The 16885-nt window shown below is 67.5% G+C and carries 15 protein-coding genes, 1 tRNA gene and 2 pseudogenes; 8 read left to right on the forward strand and 10 right to left on the reverse strand.

Annotated features, from left to right (window positions below; genetic code table 11):
* Positions 1-7: 7 nt before the first annotated feature.
* Positions 8-763 carry a TetR/AcrR family transcriptional regulator gene (locus QQM39_RS15995; protein ID WP_301997419.1) on the forward strand — a complete coding sequence of 252 codons (756 nt, stop codon included), beginning with the start codon at positions 8-10 and terminating at the stop codon, positions 761-763.
* An 18-nt stretch (positions 764-781) separates the two neighbouring features.
* Here QQM39_RS15995 and QQM39_RS16000 read toward each other — a convergent pair whose 3' ends face one another.
* On the reverse strand, positions 782-3208 hold the full coding sequence (locus tag QQM39_RS16000) for an MMPL family transporter (RefSeq protein ID WP_302003602.1): 2427 nt from the start codon (positions 3206-3208) through the stop codon (positions 782-784).
* 164 nt (positions 3209-3372) lie between these two features.
* Here QQM39_RS16000 and QQM39_RS16005 point away from each other — a divergent pair.
* Positions 3373-3756, forward strand: a pseudogene (locus tag QQM39_RS16005) (response regulator transcription factor); the annotation flags it as partial.
* On the opposite strand, the pseudogene QQM39_RS16010 reads toward QQM39_RS16005, so the two are convergent.
* From QQM39_RS16010 to QQM39_RS16020, 3 genes and pseudogenes are all read right to left on the reverse strand, one after another.
* Positions 3730-4143, reverse strand: a pseudogene (locus tag QQM39_RS16010) (ABC transporter substrate-binding protein); the annotation flags it as partial. The pseudogenes QQM39_RS16005 and QQM39_RS16010 overlap by 27 nt on opposite strands.
* Positions 4144-4357: 214 nt before the next feature.
* Positions 4358-5812 carry a metallophosphoesterase gene (locus QQM39_RS16015; protein ID WP_301997421.1) on the reverse strand — a complete coding sequence of 485 codons (1455 nt, stop codon included), beginning with the start codon at positions 5810-5812 and terminating at the stop codon, positions 4358-4360.
* 57 nt (positions 5813-5869) lie between these two features.
* Positions 5870-6073 carry an SCO4848 family membrane protein gene (locus tag QQM39_RS16020; protein WP_301997423.1) on the reverse strand — a complete coding sequence of 68 codons (204 nt, stop codon included), beginning with the start codon at positions 6071-6073 and terminating at the stop codon, positions 5870-5872.
* 67 nt (positions 6074-6140) lie between these two features.
* Between QQM39_RS16020 and QQM39_RS16025 the strand changes: the two genes are divergently transcribed.
* Positions 6141-6383 (forward strand): SCO4848 family membrane protein, encoded by a 243-nt coding sequence (locus tag QQM39_RS16025; protein ID WP_301997425.1) that lies wholly within the window; start codon positions 6141-6143, stop codon positions 6381-6383.
* Here QQM39_RS16025 and QQM39_RS46195 read toward each other — a convergent pair.
* Together QQM39_RS46195 and QQM39_RS16030 are read right to left on the reverse strand one after the other, a co-directional pair.
* Positions 6275-7057, reverse strand: a complete 783-nt coding sequence (locus QQM39_RS46195) for a hypothetical protein (protein WP_367669693.1) — start codon at positions 7055-7057, stop codon at positions 6275-6277. The two genes, QQM39_RS16025 and QQM39_RS46195, sit on opposite strands and share 109 nt — an antisense overlap.
* Positions 6955-8661, reverse strand: a complete 1707-nt coding sequence (locus QQM39_RS16030; protein WP_367669694.1) for a replication initiator — start codon at positions 8659-8661, stop codon at positions 6955-6957. Before QQM39_RS16030 ends, QQM39_RS46195 begins: the two co-directional genes overlap by 103 nt.
* 164 nt (positions 8662-8825) lie before the next feature.
* Here QQM39_RS16030 and QQM39_RS16035 point away from each other — a divergent pair, with 164 nt between their 5' ends.
* Positions 8826-9629: a GntR family transcriptional regulator gene (locus tag QQM39_RS16035; RefSeq protein ID WP_301997429.1), complete on the forward strand. Its 804-nt coding sequence runs from the start codon at positions 8826-8828 to the stop codon at positions 9627-9629.
* Between the two features lie 496 nt (positions 9630-10125).
* Here the strand turns inward: QQM39_RS16035 and QQM39_RS16040 are convergent.
* Positions 10126-10244, reverse strand: a tRNA-OTHER gene (locus tag QQM39_RS16040).
* Between the two features lie 741 nt (positions 10245-10985).
* Between QQM39_RS16040 and QQM39_RS16045 the strand changes: the two genes are divergently transcribed.
* Entirely contained in the window at positions 10986-11480 is a 495-nt protein-coding gene (locus QQM39_RS16045) for a hypothetical protein (protein ID WP_301996731.1), read from the forward strand.
* On the opposite strand, the gene QQM39_RS16050 is transcribed toward QQM39_RS16045, so the two are convergent.
* Positions 11446-12228, reverse strand: coding sequence for an IS5 family transposase (locus tag QQM39_RS16050; RefSeq protein WP_301996730.1), 783 nt, complete (start codon positions 12226-12228; stop codon positions 11446-11448). The two genes, QQM39_RS16045 and QQM39_RS16050, sit on opposite strands and share 35 nt — an antisense overlap.
* A gap of 310 nt (positions 12229-12538) precedes the next feature.
* Positions 12539-12865 carry a hypothetical protein gene (locus QQM39_RS16055; RefSeq protein WP_301997432.1) on the reverse strand — a complete coding sequence of 109 codons (327 nt, stop codon included), beginning with the start codon at positions 12863-12865 and terminating at the stop codon, positions 12539-12541.
* A 704-nt stretch (positions 12866-13569) separates the two neighbouring features.
* Between QQM39_RS16055 and QQM39_RS16060 the strand changes: the two genes are divergently transcribed.
* From QQM39_RS16060 to QQM39_RS16070, 3 genes are read left to right on the forward strand one after another with little or no spacing between them, the layout of a single operon-like run.
* Positions 13570-14403 carry a helix-turn-helix transcriptional regulator gene (locus tag QQM39_RS16060; RefSeq protein WP_301997433.1) on the forward strand — a complete coding sequence of 278 codons (834 nt, stop codon included), beginning with the start codon at positions 13570-13572 and terminating at the stop codon, positions 14401-14403.
* A complete protein-coding gene (locus tag QQM39_RS16065; protein ID WP_367668923.1) occupies positions 14400-14588 on the forward strand; it encodes a DUF397 domain-containing protein in 189 nt (62 codons plus the stop codon). Before QQM39_RS16060 ends, QQM39_RS16065 begins: the two co-directional genes overlap by 4 nt.
* 47 nt (positions 14589-14635) lie before the next feature.
* Positions 14636-14827 carry a DUF397 domain-containing protein gene (locus QQM39_RS16070; RefSeq protein ID WP_301997435.1) on the forward strand — a complete coding sequence of 64 codons (192 nt, stop codon included), beginning with the start codon at positions 14636-14638 and terminating at the stop codon, positions 14825-14827.
* A gap of 94 nt (positions 14828-14921) precedes the next feature.
* Here the strand turns inward: QQM39_RS16070 and QQM39_RS16075 are convergent, their stop codons facing one another.
* A complete protein-coding gene (locus QQM39_RS16075) occupies positions 14922-16673 on the reverse strand; it encodes a recombinase family protein (protein WP_301997437.1) in 1752 nt (583 codons plus the stop codon).
* Positions 16674-16885 lie beyond the last annotated feature (212 nt).

Here is a 16885-nt window from a genome sequence, read left to right on the forward strand (position 1 = left end):
GCCCTCGATGAACGACAGCCCTGAACAGGGCGACGCGCCCAGCAAGTCCGAGCAGACCCGTGCGCTGATCCTGGAGACCGCCATGCGGCTGTTCCAGGAGCGCGGCTACGACAAGACGACGATGCGGGCGATCGCCCAGGAGGCCGGGGTCTCCGTCGGCAACGCGTACTACTACTTCGAGGGCAAGGAACACCTGATCCAGGGCTTCTACGACCGGATCGCCACCGAGCACAAGGTGGCGATCCGGGAGGTCCTGGCCCGGGAGACCGACCTGGAGGCGCGGCTCGCCGGCGTCCTGCGGGCGTGGCTGGACATCGCCACGCCGTACCACGAGTTCGCGGTGCAGTTCTTCAAGAACGCCGCCGATCCCGCCAGCCCGCTCAGCCCCTTCTCCGCCGAGTCGGAGCACGCGCGCGTGGAGGCCATCGGCATCCATCGCCAGGTGCTGGCGGGCGCGACGAAGACCAAGGTGCCCGAGGAGCTCCGGGACGTGCTGCCCGAGATGATGTGGCTCGGCCAGATGGGGCTCGTCCTGTACTGGGTCTACGACCGGACCGAGGGGCGCCGGAACAGCTACCGGCTCGCCGCACGAAGCGCCCGGCTGACCGCGCGGGGCGTCTCGCTGGCGCGGTTCCGGGTGCTGCGGCCGTTGGTGCGCGAGGTGCACGACCTGTTCACGGACTTCCTGCCGGGGATGACGAACGCGGTGCCGGATCCGGCGAAGGACGCGAAGGGGGCGCCCGCCGAGGACGAGCGCCCCTGAAACCTCGTTCAGTGGCGGTCAGTTGACGGCGTCGACCTCACCCTCGGCCGGCTCGCCCTCCGCCAGCTCGACGTCGTACACCAGCGGCCCGTCCGCCACGACCACCTGCCCCGCCCGGGAGCCGTACGAAGCAGCTGTCGTCGCCAGCAGGTACGTCCCCGGCGCGGGCACCGAGACGATGTACGAGCCGTCGGCCAGGGACGTCACCCGGTCCAGCTGACGCCCGCCCTTCGTCAGCAGCGTCACCGCCGCGCCCTCGACCGGCCCACCGTCGGCGGTGCGGATGAAACCGTGGACGACCGAGGCACGGCCCGCCGCGAGCGGCTCCTCCTCGGCCACCGGCGCCTCCTCCTTCGGCTCGACCGCCAGATGCGGCAGCCGCTTCTCCAGCCAGTCCGGCAGCCACCAGTTCGCCTTGCCGAGCATGTGCATCGCGGCCGGCACCAGCGCCGTACGCAGGATGAACGCGTCCAGGGCGACGGCGGCCGCGAGGCCGATGCCCGCCATCGCGCCCTCCATGTCGCCGCTCAGCACGAACGCGCTGAACACACAGATCATGATCAGGGCGGCGGAGTTGATGACCCGGCTGGTCTCCGCGAGGCCGACGCGGACCGCGCGCGCGTTGTCCTTGGTGTGCACCCACTCCTCGTGCATCCGGCTCACCAGGAACACCTGGTAGTCCATGGAGAGGCCGAAGAGCAGGGACAGCATGATCACCGGCAGGAAGGACGTGATCGGTCCTTCCTTGCCGACTCCGATGAGCTCTGTGCCCCAGCCCCACTGGAAGATCGCCACCAGGACGCCGAAGGAGGCGGCGGCCGCGATGAGGTTCATCAGGGCGGCCGTCAGCGGCACCACCAGCGAGCGGAAGGCCACCAGCAGGAGCAGGAAGCCCAGCGCGATGATCGTCGCGACGAAGTACGGCAGGCGATCGCCGGTCACCGACGCGAAGTCCTTGAAGACCGCCGTCACGCCGCCGACATGGGCCTCGGCGCCGGACCGCGGGATCACGTCGTCGCGCAGCCGGTCGATCAGCTGGTCGGTCTGCTCGGACTGGGGTGATGTGGTCGGGACCACCTGGATCACCGTGACGCCGTTCGCGGGCGGGACGGCGGCCACCTGGGCGACGCCCTCGGTCGAGCGGATCGCGTTGACCAGGCTTTCCGGTGCGTCGCCGTCGACCACCACCTGGAGCGGGCCGTTGACGCCGGGCCCGAAGCCCTCGGCGAGCAGGTCGTAGGCCTGCCGGGTGGTGGTCGACTCCTGGTGGTTGCCCTGGTCGGTGGCGCCGAGGCGGATCGACAGGACGGGGATCGCGAGGACCGCCATGACAACGAGGGCCATCGCGGCGACCGGGCGCGGGCGCCTTTGGACGTACGACGACCAGCGCGCCGCCAGTCCGCTCGCCTCCGCCGGCTCCGGTCCCGCCGCCGCGAGCCGACGCCGCTGCCGGCGGCTGAGCACCCGCACGCCGAGCAGGCCGAGGAGGGCGGGCAGCAGGGTGATCGCGGCCAGCACGCTCAGGACGACGGTGAGCGAGGTGGCGATGACCACGCCGTCCAGGAACCGCATGTTCATCACCAGCATGCCGGCGAGCGCGATGCACACCGTGCCGCCCGCGAACAGCACCGCGCGGCCCGAGGTGTTGAGGGCGGTCACGGCCGCCTCCTCCGGCTTCATCCCGCGCAGGATGCCGCGCCGGTGCCGGGTGACGATGAACAGGGCGTAGTCGATGCCGACGCCGAGGCCGATCAACGAGCCCAGCAGCGGGGCCACTTCGGGCACGTCCGCGACATGGCTCATCAGCATCGTCGCGATCATGCCGGTGCCGACGCCCGCGATCGCCACGACGATCGGCAGCAGCATCGCGAAGAGCGAGCCGAAGGCCAGGAACAGCACGACCGCCGCCGCGAGGATGCCGACCGCCTCCGCCGTGCCCTGCGGCGGCTCCTGGGTGCGGGCGATCGCCTGGCCGCCCAGCTCGACCTGGAGCCCGTCGCGTTCGGCGGCCCGCGCCGTGTCGACGACGTCCTCGATCAACTCCTTGGGGACGGCGTTCGCCTGCTCGGTGAAGGTGATCTGGGCGTACCCGATCCGCCCGTCCCGGCTGATCTGCGCGGCTCCCTGCTCCGCGTACGGGTCGGTGACCTCACCGACGCCCTGCACGCGCCCGATCTCCTGCAGCGCGGGCTCGATCCGGGACCGTACGGACTCGTCCCGTACGGAACCGTCGTCCACCTTCCACACCACCGTGTCGGTGTCGCCCGCGCGCTCCGGGAATGCCTTCTCCATCAGGTCGTACGCGGTCGCGGAGTCCGTGTCCGGGAGGGAGAAGACGTTCGCGTAGTTCGTGCCCGCGGCCGAACTCGCCGCGCCCAGGCCGAACAGCGCCCCCAACCACAGCAACAGGACCACCAGCCGGTGCCGATAGCACCACCGTGCCAATGCAGCCACGCTCAACGCTCCTTATTCGGTTCGGTCGGTCCCCCAGGTCCTGGGCAACAGGATTGGCGGCGCCGCGCGCGCGTGGCAGGCGACGGCCATGACTCTCAAGGAACTCCAAAGGGCGAACCCGCCCGACTGTCAGTGGGCCCGCCGATACTGGGGGCATGACGACGGGTTCAGGCACCGTGCTGGTCGTGGAGGACGAGGAGAGCATCGCCGACGTCCTCGCCATCGCCCTGCGCTACCACCGGTTCGAGGTCATGGTCGCGGGCACGGTCCGCGAGGCGCTCACCCTCGCCGAGCGCACCCGGCCCGACGTGGCGCTGCTCGACGTCATGCTGCCGGACGGGGACGGCCGGGCGCTGGGGCGTGAACTGCGTGAACGACGACCGGACTTGGCGCTCGTCTTCCTCACCGCGCGCGACGCGCCCGCCGAGATCGTCGGCGCCCTCGGCTTCGGCGACGACTACATCACCAAGCCGTTCAACATCGACGAGGTGGTCGCGAGGATCACGGCGGTACTGCGCCGCACCCGGCCGGCCGACGTCCGACTTGATCCGCTTGACGCGGTCGAAGGAGTACTTGACGTCCTCGGCGGTCATGGCGCGCCCGCTCGGGAAGGCGAGGCCCTCGCGCAGCTCGCAGCGGTAGGTCTTCAGGTCGCCGCCGCCGAAGGCGCAGCTCTGCGCCGCGTCCGGCACGGGTGTGACGCCGCCCGGCTCGAAGGTCAGCAGTGACTGGAAGACGTTGTTGAACAGCGCCCAGGAGCCGGCGTCATAGGCGCCGGCCGGATCGAGCGAGGTGACGGCGTCCGTCGTACCGACCGTGATGGTCCTGTCCTCGTCCTGCTGCGACGGCAACAGCTGCCAGCCGCCTATCCCCACGGCCGCCAGCACGAGCAGCGTCGCGAGAATCCGCATGCGGACCGAACGCATGGGTGTGCCCTCTCCCCGGCCCTCTGAGGGCCCCCACGTGAGCAGTGAATTTGCGCCACTCCCCCAAGCGGCGCGCACACCTAATCACACGTTTTTCATCAGGGGGAAGAGGATTCTGACGACATGGGAAAGAACTTACCTACGGGCGTTTCCGGCAGGTTTCACAGGCTGTCCACAGAGGGAGTTGGCGGGGTGGCCATGAGTCCGCGCCTCGTCAGGCCTGACGGGACGCCAGCTCGATCACCGTGATGTCCGACGGGGCACCCACGCGCGTCGGCGGACCCCAGGCGCCCGCGCCCCGGCTGACGTACAGCTGGGTGTCGCCGTAGCGCTCCAGGCCGGCCAGGGTGGGGTTGGCCAGGCCCGCGATGAGGTTGCCGGGCCACATCTGGCCGCCGTGGGTGTGGCCGGAGAGCTGGAGGTCGACGCCGTGGTCGACGGCGTCGTGGATCTGGACCGGCTGATGGGCGAGGAGCACGCACGCGCGTGCCCTGTCCCGGTCGCCGAGGGCCTTGGCGAAGTCAGGGCCCTGGCCCTCGCTCTCGCCCGCGACGTCGTTGACGCCGGCCAGGTCGAAGTGGGGCAGCTCGGTGCGCGCGTTCTCCAGCGGGCGCAGGCCCAGGCGGCGCACCTCGTCCACCCACTGCTCGGCGCCCGAGAAGTACTCGTGGTTGCCGGTGACGAAGAACGCGCCATGTCTCGCCCGGAGTTGGGCGAGCGGGGCAGCCGCCGGACCGAGGTCCTTCACGCTGCCGTCCACCAGGTCGCCGACCACCGCGATGAGGTCGGGCTGGGTGCCGTTGATGGTGTCGACGACCTTCTGGGCGAAACCCCGGCCCAGGACCGGGCCCAGGTGGATGTCGCTGACCACCGCGATCCGGTAACCGTGCGCCGCGCGTGGGAGCTTGGCCAGCGGGACGGTGACCCGCTTCACCTTCGGGCCGCTCAGCACGCCGTAGGTGCCGTAGCCGACGGTTCCCACGGCGGCCGCGGCCGCGGCACCGGCGACGACTCGGGAGACGAAGAGGCGGCGGGTGGGGGCGGCCAGGGGGCGGGCGGGGTCCGTGGACTCCGGGGCGGAGGGCGGGGTCGCGTCGCTCGCGGACGGCGGGGGCGGGTCGGTTGTGAGCGCAGAGGTCGTGGCGGTCGTGGGCGCCGAGTCCAGGTCGGTCGCGCGCGTCGCAGCCGGGCCGGTCGTATCCGCGGGGGCGGACGCGGGCGTGAGGGTCTGGGTCCCGGCCGACTTGGTGGCAGGCGTCGCGGCGGGTGCCGTGGCGAGCGCCGTGACCGCGGTCGCTCCCGCCGGCACGAGCACCGGCTGCTCCTCTGCCGCTTCCTTCCCGCGCGCCCGCCGTTCGACCCACCGCCGCAGCAGCGGTCGTACGAATTCACCCGCCACCACACCCAGCAGCAGGTATATCGACAGGGCCAGCCACATGAAGCCCGGCCAGGCCAGGATCTGCTGGAGCCGGAAGGGGGCGCCCGCGCGCTCGGCGACGAGGGCACCGACCGTCAGCGCCCAGCCGCCGGCGATCACCACCACGCCCGCTCGGCGCACGAACCCGGGGCCGCGGGTCGTGTCGCGGAACAGGCGGCGCCACACCAGCCAGTTGCCCGCCACCAGGGCGGACAACACGAGCAGTGCGACAAGCGCGAAGACGACGACCACGCCGACGTTCCCTTTCCTTTGCGTGCTGAGTGAACGCCCGGGGCTCCGGACGAGTTCCTATGACGTCCGGCGCAGTGCGCGCACCGAGCGCAACCCGATGACCCCGATGACCGTCCCCAATACGAAGGAGACGACGGCGAGCAGCAGGTGCACCCAGAAGTACGCCGTCGGGTGACCGTCGTCGAACGCGAGCCCGCTGCTGTCCTTGATCAGGTTTTTGACGAAAGTGATCCATAAGCAAGAACCCAGTACAACCCCCACCCAACGGCCGAGCGGGCACGGGTCACATACTTGCAGGGCACGAACCTCCCCGCCCGAAGGACGATCCATGAAGCTCACCCGCCCCGTCTCCTGGTTCCTCGCAGCGTTCGGCGTCTGGTCGTGGGTGATCTGGGCAACTTTCGTCAACAACCTGTTCAAGGATGCCAGCGGACTTGCCTTTGACGATGGCGAGCCTACGGCTTACCTGTGGGTGCACCTCACCCTGGCCGTCGTGTCCTTCCTTCTGGGCACCGCCATCGGCGTCATTGGCTTCCGGGGCGTTCGAGCGTCCCGCCGCTCTGACAAGTAGGTGCACGAGCGAGCCCCGCCCGGATGGATCCCGGACGGGGCTGGATACCGATGTGATCGAAGTCGGCGGGTACGTTCGTGCCACCTGGCTCGTGCCACCGGCGTCGAGGAGGGGCGACACTCAGCGGCATTGACCGCATCAGCGGCCACCGCTCTGATGGAAGGCGCAACGCCCGCGACGACCTGGCCACTGCGCATCTTGAACTCAACAGGCTCCAGTGAGAGTTCACAGAGAGTTTCCGTATTCCTCACGGAAATACCGGCCCTGATCGCATCGGCGGACTCCATGAATTCCCAGGAACTCGACCGAAAGCCGAACTCGCCCAAGTCGGGAAGTTGCGCGACGCGAAAACGTATTTCCGTACTCGGTTGCGGACCGGTTCCCGCATTTGCATGACTCCTTCGCTCGCCCAGGGACGCAGGACATCCACAAGGATCCCCCACCTTATCGTGCGGCGACAGAAAGCGTGCACCATCACAATGATGCAGCACGCCAGAGCGACCCCACATCAGCATTTCCGTGTTGAGCGACTCCACATCCTCAACAATTATTTCGATACGCTCGGCGACCGTCAGCAGCTCCATGGGATACGAATCCGCATCCTTGCTCTCTTCGACTTCCCCACCAAATACACCCTTGAGTCGCTCAATGACACCGAGATGCGCGCTCGTAATTCTCCAACGCCTGAGACCTTCAGGACGCTGACCCCGAAAACGACCGGCATGGAACCACCCCACACTTTCCCTAAGAGGCATATTTCCACCCCTCGGCGATCATGTCTCTTCTGATATCGCGCAGTTTCGGCTAGGTCTTCGGCTATTCCGACTGCGAAGTCCGCTTCGGCCGGTGAGTGCCCGGAGCCGACATAGCGCCATGCGGAATCGGTAACCGCGTCTCTGTCCTCCAGGGCGAGGAGGCCGCTGCCCTGGTAGTCCGCTCGCACGGTGCGGAGTGCTCCGTATGTGGTGGAGTACTGGCGGGATTTGGTGAGGACGTGGCCCCGGTATCCGAGCGTGTGAGCCCAGGCTCGGAGCCTCATTTCCTCCAGCCCCGGAAGGCCGCCCAGGCGCCAACAGGCAGCCATGAGAGCGCGCAGGTGGGTATTTACCGGGGCTAGGCGGATGCTGTTGAAGTCTTGTATGCGGTAGTCGATGCCGCCCGCGTCGCCGACGCTTTTGGATACGTATTTGGCGACGTAGGCCGCAACGGCATTGTCAGTGACAGTCGAGGATTCGGTAAATGCGTCGCTACGGATCGGGTGTACGTCGAGCCGTTTTCCCCACTTGATGACCCGTTCACCGGTTGCCGGGGAATACGGTGTGCGCACCTCTACTTGGTCAGCTGCCGACCGCACGGCGCCCTCAAGGAGTTCGGTCGTGGCCCACAGCGGCGGGGGCGAGGAAGGCCCGTCCGGACCGTCGAGCCGGATGACCACGTGGAAGTGGACGGCACCGCGCTTTTGGTATTCGGCGACCTTCGCGAAGGAGACTTTCAGGTGTTCGCCCAGGCGGGTTTGGGTGATTCCTGCGGCGGTCGCCAGATGGCGCCTGAGCATGTGGCAATAACGGTTCCACAGTGAGCCGACGGAAGCGTGCCACAAGACGTGTCCGGCGTAGTCGTAGCAGTCCCGGCACAGCGCCTGACCCACCACGGATTCGGTATCCGTGTGCTTGTGGCCGCAGCCGAGGGACCGCCCGTGCTCACAGACTCCGCGATCCCGTCGAGGGCGGCAGAAGGCTCCGTCAGGACCGCTCGCACGGTGCACCGCGCCGAACGAGGGGGCGGTGAGCGTGACGAAGAGCCGGGGATGACGCCGGACGCCATGCGCCACGCCCTTGCCGCCCGACAGGCCGGAGCGGACCAGGTGGAACGTGTCGCCCGCGTGCAGGTAGGAGCACGGTTCGCAGCGTGTCTCACGGCGGTTGCGGCAGCGCACCGGCATCCGGCCGCCTGGTTCATCGGCCGTGTCGTAGTGCCGCAGCACCTCGCCTGTCACCGCGTCATGGGTCGTGGTGCGCCCGGCGAGATAGATCGGGTGGGCGCAGCCGCCAATGGACTTGATCTGCTCCAGCCAGCGTGAGAACCCCGGTTCGTGGACGAGCCGGAGGAGGTCACGCTCGGTAGGAGAGAGAAGCCGCAGCCGCTCAGCCTCATCCAGGACTGAACGCCGCGCCTCAGTCGACAGCGGATACACAAGCGGCCTCCTTCCACGAGCGATGGGCACAGCTGTCACAGCCCAACCAACCAAGCCACTCATCCGGATGAGTTGGACGATCATCGTCACCCAACCACTAGATTCAGGTCAACCACTTATCCGGATGAGTGGCAATGGTAGGTGCACCAGAGGTGCAACCACTTATCCTCATGAGTGGCCACCCGCCTACCCACCGGCCACTGACAGGCAACGCGGCGCACCCACGCCACCGCAGAAGGGCACGAGCCATGGCAGCCCGAGAGCACATCGAACGCGCACCGGCCATGTACATGCAGCTGGCCCAGCGCATCGCCGACGACATCCGGCGAGGCCGCTACCAGACGGGTGAGTTGCTGCCGTCAGAGGCGCAGATGGTGGAGATGTACGGCGTGGGAAAGCACACCGCACGCTCCGCCGTCGCCGAGCTGCGCCGCATGGGACTGGTCGAGTCCCGGCAGGGCAAGGGCAGCATCGTCCTTGCTTCTGGCGGAGTCCTTCCCGCCACCTGCGTAGACCGCTCCATCCACCGTACGGTGAAGGGGAGTTGGAGCCTGCCGGAGGCGATCGAGGCGGAGGCGCCCGCCGTCAGCAGGACCACACTCGACGGACCCCCGGCACTGCTCTTGGACCAGCAGGACCAGGACGCCATCAGCGTGGACCGCATGATCCACAACCCGGCAACCGGCGCCCGCATGGCCCACCGCGTCCTGATCCCGCTTGCCACGGCAGCCGACGCGCCGAGCCTCGCCGAGCAGCCCGACGCCGAAGTCAGCGACCTGTACCAGCAGCTTGCCGACGCCGGACTCAGCCTTGCGTTCACCGAGCACGTCACCGCCCGCACCCCCTACCCGGACGAGCGGGCAGCACTCGGGCTCAGCGACGCCAGCCCCCTGCTGATCACCTACCGCGTGACCGCCGACGCCGACCAGGAGCGCCCGCTGCTGTGCGAGGAGCTGAAGGCCCCCGCCGCCACGTGCCAGCTCACCTATCCCATGACGCCGTCGAAGCCAGCCGCCAGGCGCCCCACCCGACGCCGATCCGAATCGGAGTAACTTCGCTTTACTTGATCTAGGGCGCGCGCTCCGCGCGCGCCGGGCGGCCTTGGGCCGCCTCGGCCGGGCATGCGGCCTTCGGCCGGTCCCGTCCGGACGGCCAGCCGCCCGACACCACCAGCCCGCACCCGACCAAGCAGACAAGCCATCCGCCGAATCGTCGCCGGAGGCTCTACCGTCTGCCCTGTCAGGTCACCGGGGAGGCGAGCCGCACGACCAGCGAGGCCCGCACTCCACCCGGCACGGGCGCCAACTCTGCTCGCTCACACGTTGGTTCACGAGGGATGCCAGCGCCGCTCACGATGGCATACAGCACCGCGACGAACCCGGTTCAGGCCGGTGGTACCAGGGACGCTACAGCGCGCCCCTGGACCCCGCCCAGGCGTGGCAACCTCACGCGCGAATGCGGGTTTCGTCGTGGCCCATGTCCGTGCGCGCGTGAGGTCACCACGCACGTGGCCAGCAGCTTTCCCTCGTCGAAGGGTACGCATGACAGTCCCCTTGCCCGGACTCGAACCGGGGTCTCTCCCGGGCGCTACGGCTATGGATCGCGCGCCCCAGCGACGTTAAGCCGCCCAGGAGCGAGGAGGCTCTTCCTGACTGAGCTACAAGGGGATGGGTGCCCGTGTCCGGGGTCGGACCGGATGTCAGCCGACGCGGCCGTTGGAATTCGCGATTCGGCTGTGGCGCACGGGCCCTCCATCGGTCAACGAGAGGCCCGGGTGAGGATCGCCCACCCAGACCACCGACAGAGGAAGTGGAACCCGCCCTGGCCGGAGATCAGGGGGAGGGGGATCATCCGGCCAGAGCAGGGGCTTACGGGGAACTGGCTCCACTCACGAGTGCTGACACGATGACGGTGACTACGGATCCCCAGATCACCAGCAGCAGCACCCCGCCCCAGAAGGGGCCGTCGGCACTGAAGCGCCAGGTTCGTAACCGCCGATGGGCGCCTGTCGCGCGGTAGTCGAGTTGCGGAGGCCACCTGGTCATCGCTGGACCACCTCTGGTGAGGTCTGCACGGGGACAGCGCGTTGCGTCCGCTGGTCGTTCGGGTGGCCGTATCTCATGTGCGTGTATGTGGCGCGCACGAGGTTGCCCGCCGCCTGCGGGTCGCCCAGGAGCACGGCCGCTCCGAGCACGTCACGCAGCCGTGCACACATGACGCAGGGTTCGGGGTCCACGGGTCCGGGACCAGGTGTCGTCAGGTCAGTCAGCATCGGTTGTCGGGTCCATCCAGTAAGAAGCTGTTGTCTTTCCGAGAGTGACGGGTGCGTTTCCGCTGGTCAGGCATAGGGGTGGTGTTTCGGCGGCAGGGACGAGGTGTCGTGTCGTCTCTTCGGTGGAGGTGCCGGGATGCCGTCGGTAATGGGGTTGCTGGAGGAGCGCGAACGCGCTGCTCGGCAGCGAGTGGAGGCCCTTCAGACCGAGCTGCGGGAGGCGGAGGCCGTGTGGGAGCGGTTCGTGATCGCCCGTGAGACGGTGGGCGAGGTTCTGGCGGAGCCCCGCGGAGGCGAGGAGGTACCGCCAGTCGTGATGGCCGGCGGGCGGCCGGTGAAGGTCACGGCGGCGGTGCCCGGTTCGGTGGTGCCGCACTGGCAGGCAGGGCTTGGCCCGACGGTTCTGGCGCCGGACTATCAGCAGATCATGGACGTCCTGGCCGGTGGGAGTGCGTCGTGCGAAAAGGCGATGGACTGTCGGCAACTCGCGGCGGCAGTCGGGCTGGAGCCGGTCCCGGCGAAGGTGGAAGGGGTGCGGTCGAAGGCGAAGCGACTGGCCGCGCGGGGCTGGCTGGCAGAGGAACGGCCGGGGCTGTTCAGCGTGCCCGTCGGACGAGCCGACGGCTCATGACCATGCTCATCGACCACCGGATCACCGCCTCCGAGGTGTCGGTGCGCGTCTCGTAGTCGCGGGCCAGACGGCGTGAGTGCATCAGCCAGGCGAACGTGCGCTCCACCAGCCACCTCTTCGGCAACACGGTGAAGCCGCTGGTGTCGTCGCTGCGTTTGACCACCGTCAGCGCGATGCGCAGGACACCACCGACGAAGTCGACCAGGCGCCCGGTATAGCCGCCGTCGGCCCACACCCGCGTGACGCGCCAGTGCCGATCGCGCAGCCTGGCCAGCAGCGTCTGCCCCGCGTCCCGGTCGGTGACCGAAGCCGCGGTCACCATCACGACCAGCAACAGCCCGAGGGTGTCCACCACGATGTGCCGCTTGCGGCCGTTGACCTTCTTTCCGCCGTCGAAGCCCCTGGTCGCGGCCGGCACCGATGCGGCTCCTCTCACCGACTGCGCGTCGATGACGCCCGCCGTCGGTTCCGGATCCTGGCCCGCAGCCTCGCGTACCCGGTCGCGCAGCCGGTCGTGGAACTCGGCGGCCAGGCCCTTGTCCCGCCAGCGCCGGAAGAAGGCGTAGACGCGGTCCCACGCGGGGAAGTCCGCGGGCATCGCCCGCCAGGTGATGCCGCCCGCGACCAGGTAGCGCACCGCGTCGACCATCTGCCGGTGGCAGTAGCCCTCCGGTTGCCCGCCGCGGCCCTCCAACCAGCCGGGGACCGGCATCGCGTCGCGCACGACCGCCCACTCCGCGTCGCTCATGTCGGACGGATATCTCGGCCGCCTGTACGGCTGATCACTGGCGTTCCCGAACCGGTGAGCGAGGCAATCACACGTCAGGGAAGCCGGGTTGGACGACAACGACGCCGGCACGGAAGACTGCAGCACCAGGGGCCTCCTGCTGCTCGGTTGGATTCGACACCCACGAGCTGTGCGGGAGGCCCCGCTTTCATGCTCAGCCAGCCAGAAGATCACCCGACCGAGTCGACGACCTCGAACTCACGCTCACCAAGATCGATAGAGCAACAGCTTCTAAGGCCGGCGGAAGTCCGCGCCGCAGTCTTCATCGAGGTCACGCGCACCGCTCCCAGGTGTGACCACCCCGATGCGCATCAGGCAGCCAACACAGCGCCTCGGACAAGGAAATGCCGCCCTTCGACGGACGGAACGACTCGCAGTAGGCGAGGGGCCGTACCGTGATGTCATCGCCCGCCCACATGACCCACACGGCCCCCTCGAACAAGTTCCGCAAACGCGCGGCGTGTTCACCGTGGTCGTGCTTGTCGAGTTCGCAGGTCACGGAGACCGGCAACGGCGCCTCGTCCCACAACCCGCCCACGACGTCCAACGCCGCCGCCCGCATTTCCTCAGGCACGTCCAACCACACGCCACACGTCACCGCGCACACCTTCTCTTGTCGCAGTGTCCGCACCCGGGGACGCGGCACGAAGGGAGCGCACCGCGCCGGAACGCGATCACACCCGACGCAGGGTTGCGGGTGCCGCCGAATGCCGCCCACCAGCCACCGTCCGCGGGCCGCTCCGAGCCCTTGACCGGGCCGGGGCCGGAAAGGGCACCCGATCGGGCGCCGAGGCGCCTTCCCGAAGGCGTCATGGTTTGGCCTCAGTCAGACACCCAGGGTGCACGTACGGGCGGCCGGTAGCCACACCGAACGGCTTCACACGCCACACACGCTCAAGACTCCCAAACGGCTTGTGACACCTGCGGCACTTCTCACCCTTGGGCGCGTACGTCGAGTACTCGACCTGCCCCGCATCGGTACCCACCCCCGCACTCACAGCAATCCCCTCAGCCCGATCTCAACATCACGCAGCACCCTGGATGTCGGCTCCGCGTAACCAGTACGAGGCACCCACCCCGGAACACCCCGCCAAAACTCGATCCTCAGTGCATCCCGCTCCGCCACCTCGTCAGCCCGGGGCGAAGCCATCCCCTGCTCGGACACGACCGCTCCTCTCCGTAGTGCCATAACTACCAAGCGGGTTCAGCGTGACCCTTGCGGCGCTACGATCAACAGAGGTTTCGCGGTGACAGATGCGCTGGTCACCGTGACAACGCGACCTGTCACACGGAGGGTTGGGGATGACGGTCGAGGAACAGGACCTGAAGGAAAAGGACTCAATGCTGGCCTTCTTCGGGTCCGAAGTGCAGCGGCTACGAGGCAAGAAGGGTGCGTCTCAGGACGCGTTGGCCAAGGCCACCCACTGCACGAGAACCCTGGTCAACAAGATCGAGAACGCGGTCCGGGTGCCGTCGAAGGACTTCGCCAAGTACGCCGATGAATTCCTTGACGCTGACGACCACTTGAGTCGGCTGTGGCCGCTCGTCATCCTCTACGCGTATCCGAGCTGGTTCCGGCCGTTCGTCGAACTGGAGAAACAGGCAGCCGTCATCCGTACTCTTGAGCCGACAGTTGTCCCCGGACTGCTACAGACCAGGGGCTACGCCAGGGCGACCCTGGCTGTCGGCCGAACCAATGACATCGACACCTTGCTTGACGCGCGTATGGAGCGACAGGCCATCCTCGAACGGGGCAACCCTCCGGAACTGTGGGCGCTCATGGACGAAGCCGTGTTGCGACGAACGGTAGGCGGCGACAGGGTGATGCGGGAGCAGCTACAGCACCTGCTGAATCTGTCAGAACGACCGTCGATCGTGATCCAGGTCGTGCCATTCGGCACTGGCGCCCGCGCAGCTGCGGCCGGTGCCTTCCACACACTCACCTTCGAGGAAGGCATCAAGGGCGCTCCGACCCTGCCCGTCGTCCACGTTGACGGCTTCCCCCGGGGGCAGCTCTTGGCCGATCCGGCAGATTTCAAAGCGGCGGAACGAGCCTATGATCTGCTCATGAGCGACGCCCTGTCCGTGCGAGCGTCAATCGACCTGATCGCCGACGTCATGAAGGAAACAACGTGATCCGCGCAAACAGCCTGCCCGAGGCGGCATGGCGCAAGAGCACCTACAGCTCCGACAACGGCGGAGCCTGCGTCGAGGTCGTTGACGGACTGCCGGTCGTACCCGTCCGAGACTCGAAGAACAAGAAGGGCGCCGCCCTGGCCGTCAGCCGCTCGGCCTGGGCTTCGTTCATCCGCTCCCTCTGAGTCAGCACAGCGCGATTCCCCAGTCCCCGACGTCCGAAGGGAACAACGTGATCCGCGCAAACAGCCTGCCCGAGGCGGCATGGCGCAAGAGCACCTACAGCGACAACGGCGGAAACACCTGCGTCGAGGTCGTTGACGGGCTGTCGGCCGTGCCTGTCCGGGACTCGAAGAACAAGGAAGGCGCGGCCCTGGTCGTCAGCCGCTCGGCTTGGGCTTCGTTCATCAACTCCGTGAAGTAGATCCGCAAGGCGCAGCGAAGCCCCCTTGCCCCCGTTCAGGTCGGGGCAAGGGGGCTTCCGCTTGCAGCCGCAGCCGGACGGGGCCGCATGACCGCTAGAGCGTCAGGATTGGTTCCTCCTGCTCTTCCTCCTCCTCGCCGTCCTGGTTGCCCGGAAGTGGCCGCCAGTCCAGCATCACGCGATCCTCGATCGCGATGTACTTCCGGGTTTCCGGGTCTCGCCCCGGACCAACTGATACGCCGGTGAGGAACAACTCAAGGAAAGCGCGTCGCTCATACACATCCCACAATGCCCACGGCGATTCCGGCCCCAACGGGTCTTCCCCCGGCGTGAACCACTCAGCCGGAATATGAACCGCGCTGGCAGTCTTCTCATCCAACTCCGCGAGACGCGCAACGCATTGATCCTCGTACGCCCGGTACTGCTGCATGGTTGCGCGCCAGGTGGCCAGCTCATCACGGCCCCGGTACAACCCCGCCTTACGATCCGCCTGAAGCTCTGTGATGGACTGCTTTACGTGCTCAAGGTGAGCGGCAGTCTCACGCCGTTCCTCTTCTACACCTGCCGAGTCGGTCTGCTGCGCGAACCGGAGAGCGGCGGCGGCCACCCATTCCCGGTCTTCCTCGTTGTTCATGTCGGCGTTCACAAGTCGCGCCCACACTCGCCGAGCGACGTAATCGTCGGCGTAGTCACGCTTGACGGTAAGCCCTCCATGCCCCTTGGGATTGGCACAACTGTAGTAGTCCTGCCCGCCGTTGTTCTTGGTCTGCCCCATGGAGCCAGCACAGATATCGCAACGCATGAAGCGCCACCCGCTCAGGAGACGAGCCTCAGCGGATCCACCCGGCTGCCTGTTCGTCTTGTTGCGCTTGTTCCGACGCTCCTGCAACTCAAGCCACTTGGCCCCATCAGTGACGCCCCTATGAGGCGTCAGCGGCGAGCCGGCCTCATCGCGCGCGATGACGTTGACGTACGCCTTCCCTCGCTTGACTCGCTCGCTGGCGAATCCTCCGATGGCCGGATGGTTGAGAATCCATCGAACTGTCTGAGCACGCCACTGAATCGGGCTTTGCTCACCGGATACGCGACGCTTCTTGATGGATGCGAGACGCTTCTCAGTGGCGCGGCGTTCCGCAGTTCCGGGGGCGGGAACCTCCTCCCCCTCAAGCGTGGTTGCAATCTTGTTGTCCGAAATCCCTTCCCAGCTCATCTCAATCATGCGCTCTACGGTCGCAACGTGATCCGGGTTGTCCTCGTCCGGCTCAAGCACCGACACAACGAGATTTCCAATTCGCTCACGGACAGCCCGCATTCCGTACGGGGCGGAGCTGGAATGACGACCACCGACAGCCTTGATCTCTTCCTTCGCACCTCGCAGACGCTCCGCCTTGATATCGCTGTCCTGCTTGGCGAGAGCGGCAATCAAGGCGAAGATAGCGACGCCGATCGGGTTGGACGTGTCCAGAAAGGGCTCAAGCACGGATACGAACCGCACGCCGTACTTCTTGAACTCTTTGTCGATCTCCAGGGCATCGTGCGCGCCCTTGCGCGTCAGACGCGACAGCTCATTGACGACCACCACGTCAACCTCACCGGCACGGACGGCTTTCATGAGCTCTTCGAAGCCGGGACGCACGGCCTTTGGATCCCAACCGGACCGTCCAACGTCTTTGAACCTGTGCACCACTCGCCAACCTCGACTGTCGGACAGCGACTCACCAGCAGATACCTGCGCCTCCGGAGAGGCTTCCGACGAGTCGGGCCGCGCCTTGGACTGTCGTGCGTACACAGCGACGCGCACGGTGTCCAAGTGTTCGCTGCCGGGGAGCGTGGCGATGCCTGCCATGGTGCCTCACCTGCTGTTTTGTAGTGATCAACTCCTAATCGTTAGTTTCGCATGGAAGGTGACCCAGATGACCCAGCTCCACACCCCGAAGGCGAGCAGGAACCAGGAGACGGGGCGGCTGAGTTTCACTAGAACAGACCTTTCATCACAGCGCCGGGCACCCGCAGACGGCCGGGGTCCGGGGTTGTCCCCCGGATGAGCACAGCATGAGT

This window comes from Streptomyces sp. DT2A-34, from assembly GCF_030499515.1.
Lineage (GTDB): Bacteria > Actinomycetota > Actinomycetes > Streptomycetales > Streptomycetaceae > Streptomyces.

Excerpts from the sequence above, each read along its gene's own strand:
- QQM39_RS15995 (WP_301997419.1), top strand. The coding sequence starts at position 8 with ATGAACGACAGCCCTGAACAGGGCGACGCGCCCAGCAAGTCCGAGCAG.
- QQM39_RS16025 (WP_301997425.1), top strand. The coding sequence starts at position 6,141 with ATGAAGCTCACCCGCCCCGTCTCCTGGTTCCTCGCAGCGTTCGGCGTC.
- QQM39_RS16030 (WP_367669694.1), bottom strand. The coding sequence starts at position 8,661 with ATGATCGTCCAACTCATCCGGATGAGTGGCTTGGTTGGTTGGGCTGTG.
- QQM39_RS16035 (WP_301997429.1), top strand. The coding sequence starts at position 8,826 with ATGGCAGCCCGAGAGCACATCGAACGCGCACCGGCCATGTACATGCAG.
- QQM39_RS16045 (WP_301996731.1), top strand. The coding sequence starts at position 10,986 with ATGCCGTCGGTAATGGGGTTGCTGGAGGAGCGCGAACGCGCTGCTCGG.
- QQM39_RS16050 (WP_301996730.1), bottom strand. The coding sequence starts at position 12,228 with ATGAGCGACGCGGAGTGGGCGGTCGTGCGCGACGCGATGCCGGTCCCC.
- QQM39_RS16060 (WP_301997433.1), top strand. The coding sequence starts at position 13,570 with ATGACGGTCGAGGAACAGGACCTGAAGGAAAAGGACTCAATGCTGGCC.
- QQM39_RS16075 (WP_301997437.1), bottom strand. The coding sequence starts at position 16,673 with ATGGCAGGCATCGCCACGCTCCCCGGCAGCGAACACTTGGACACCGTG.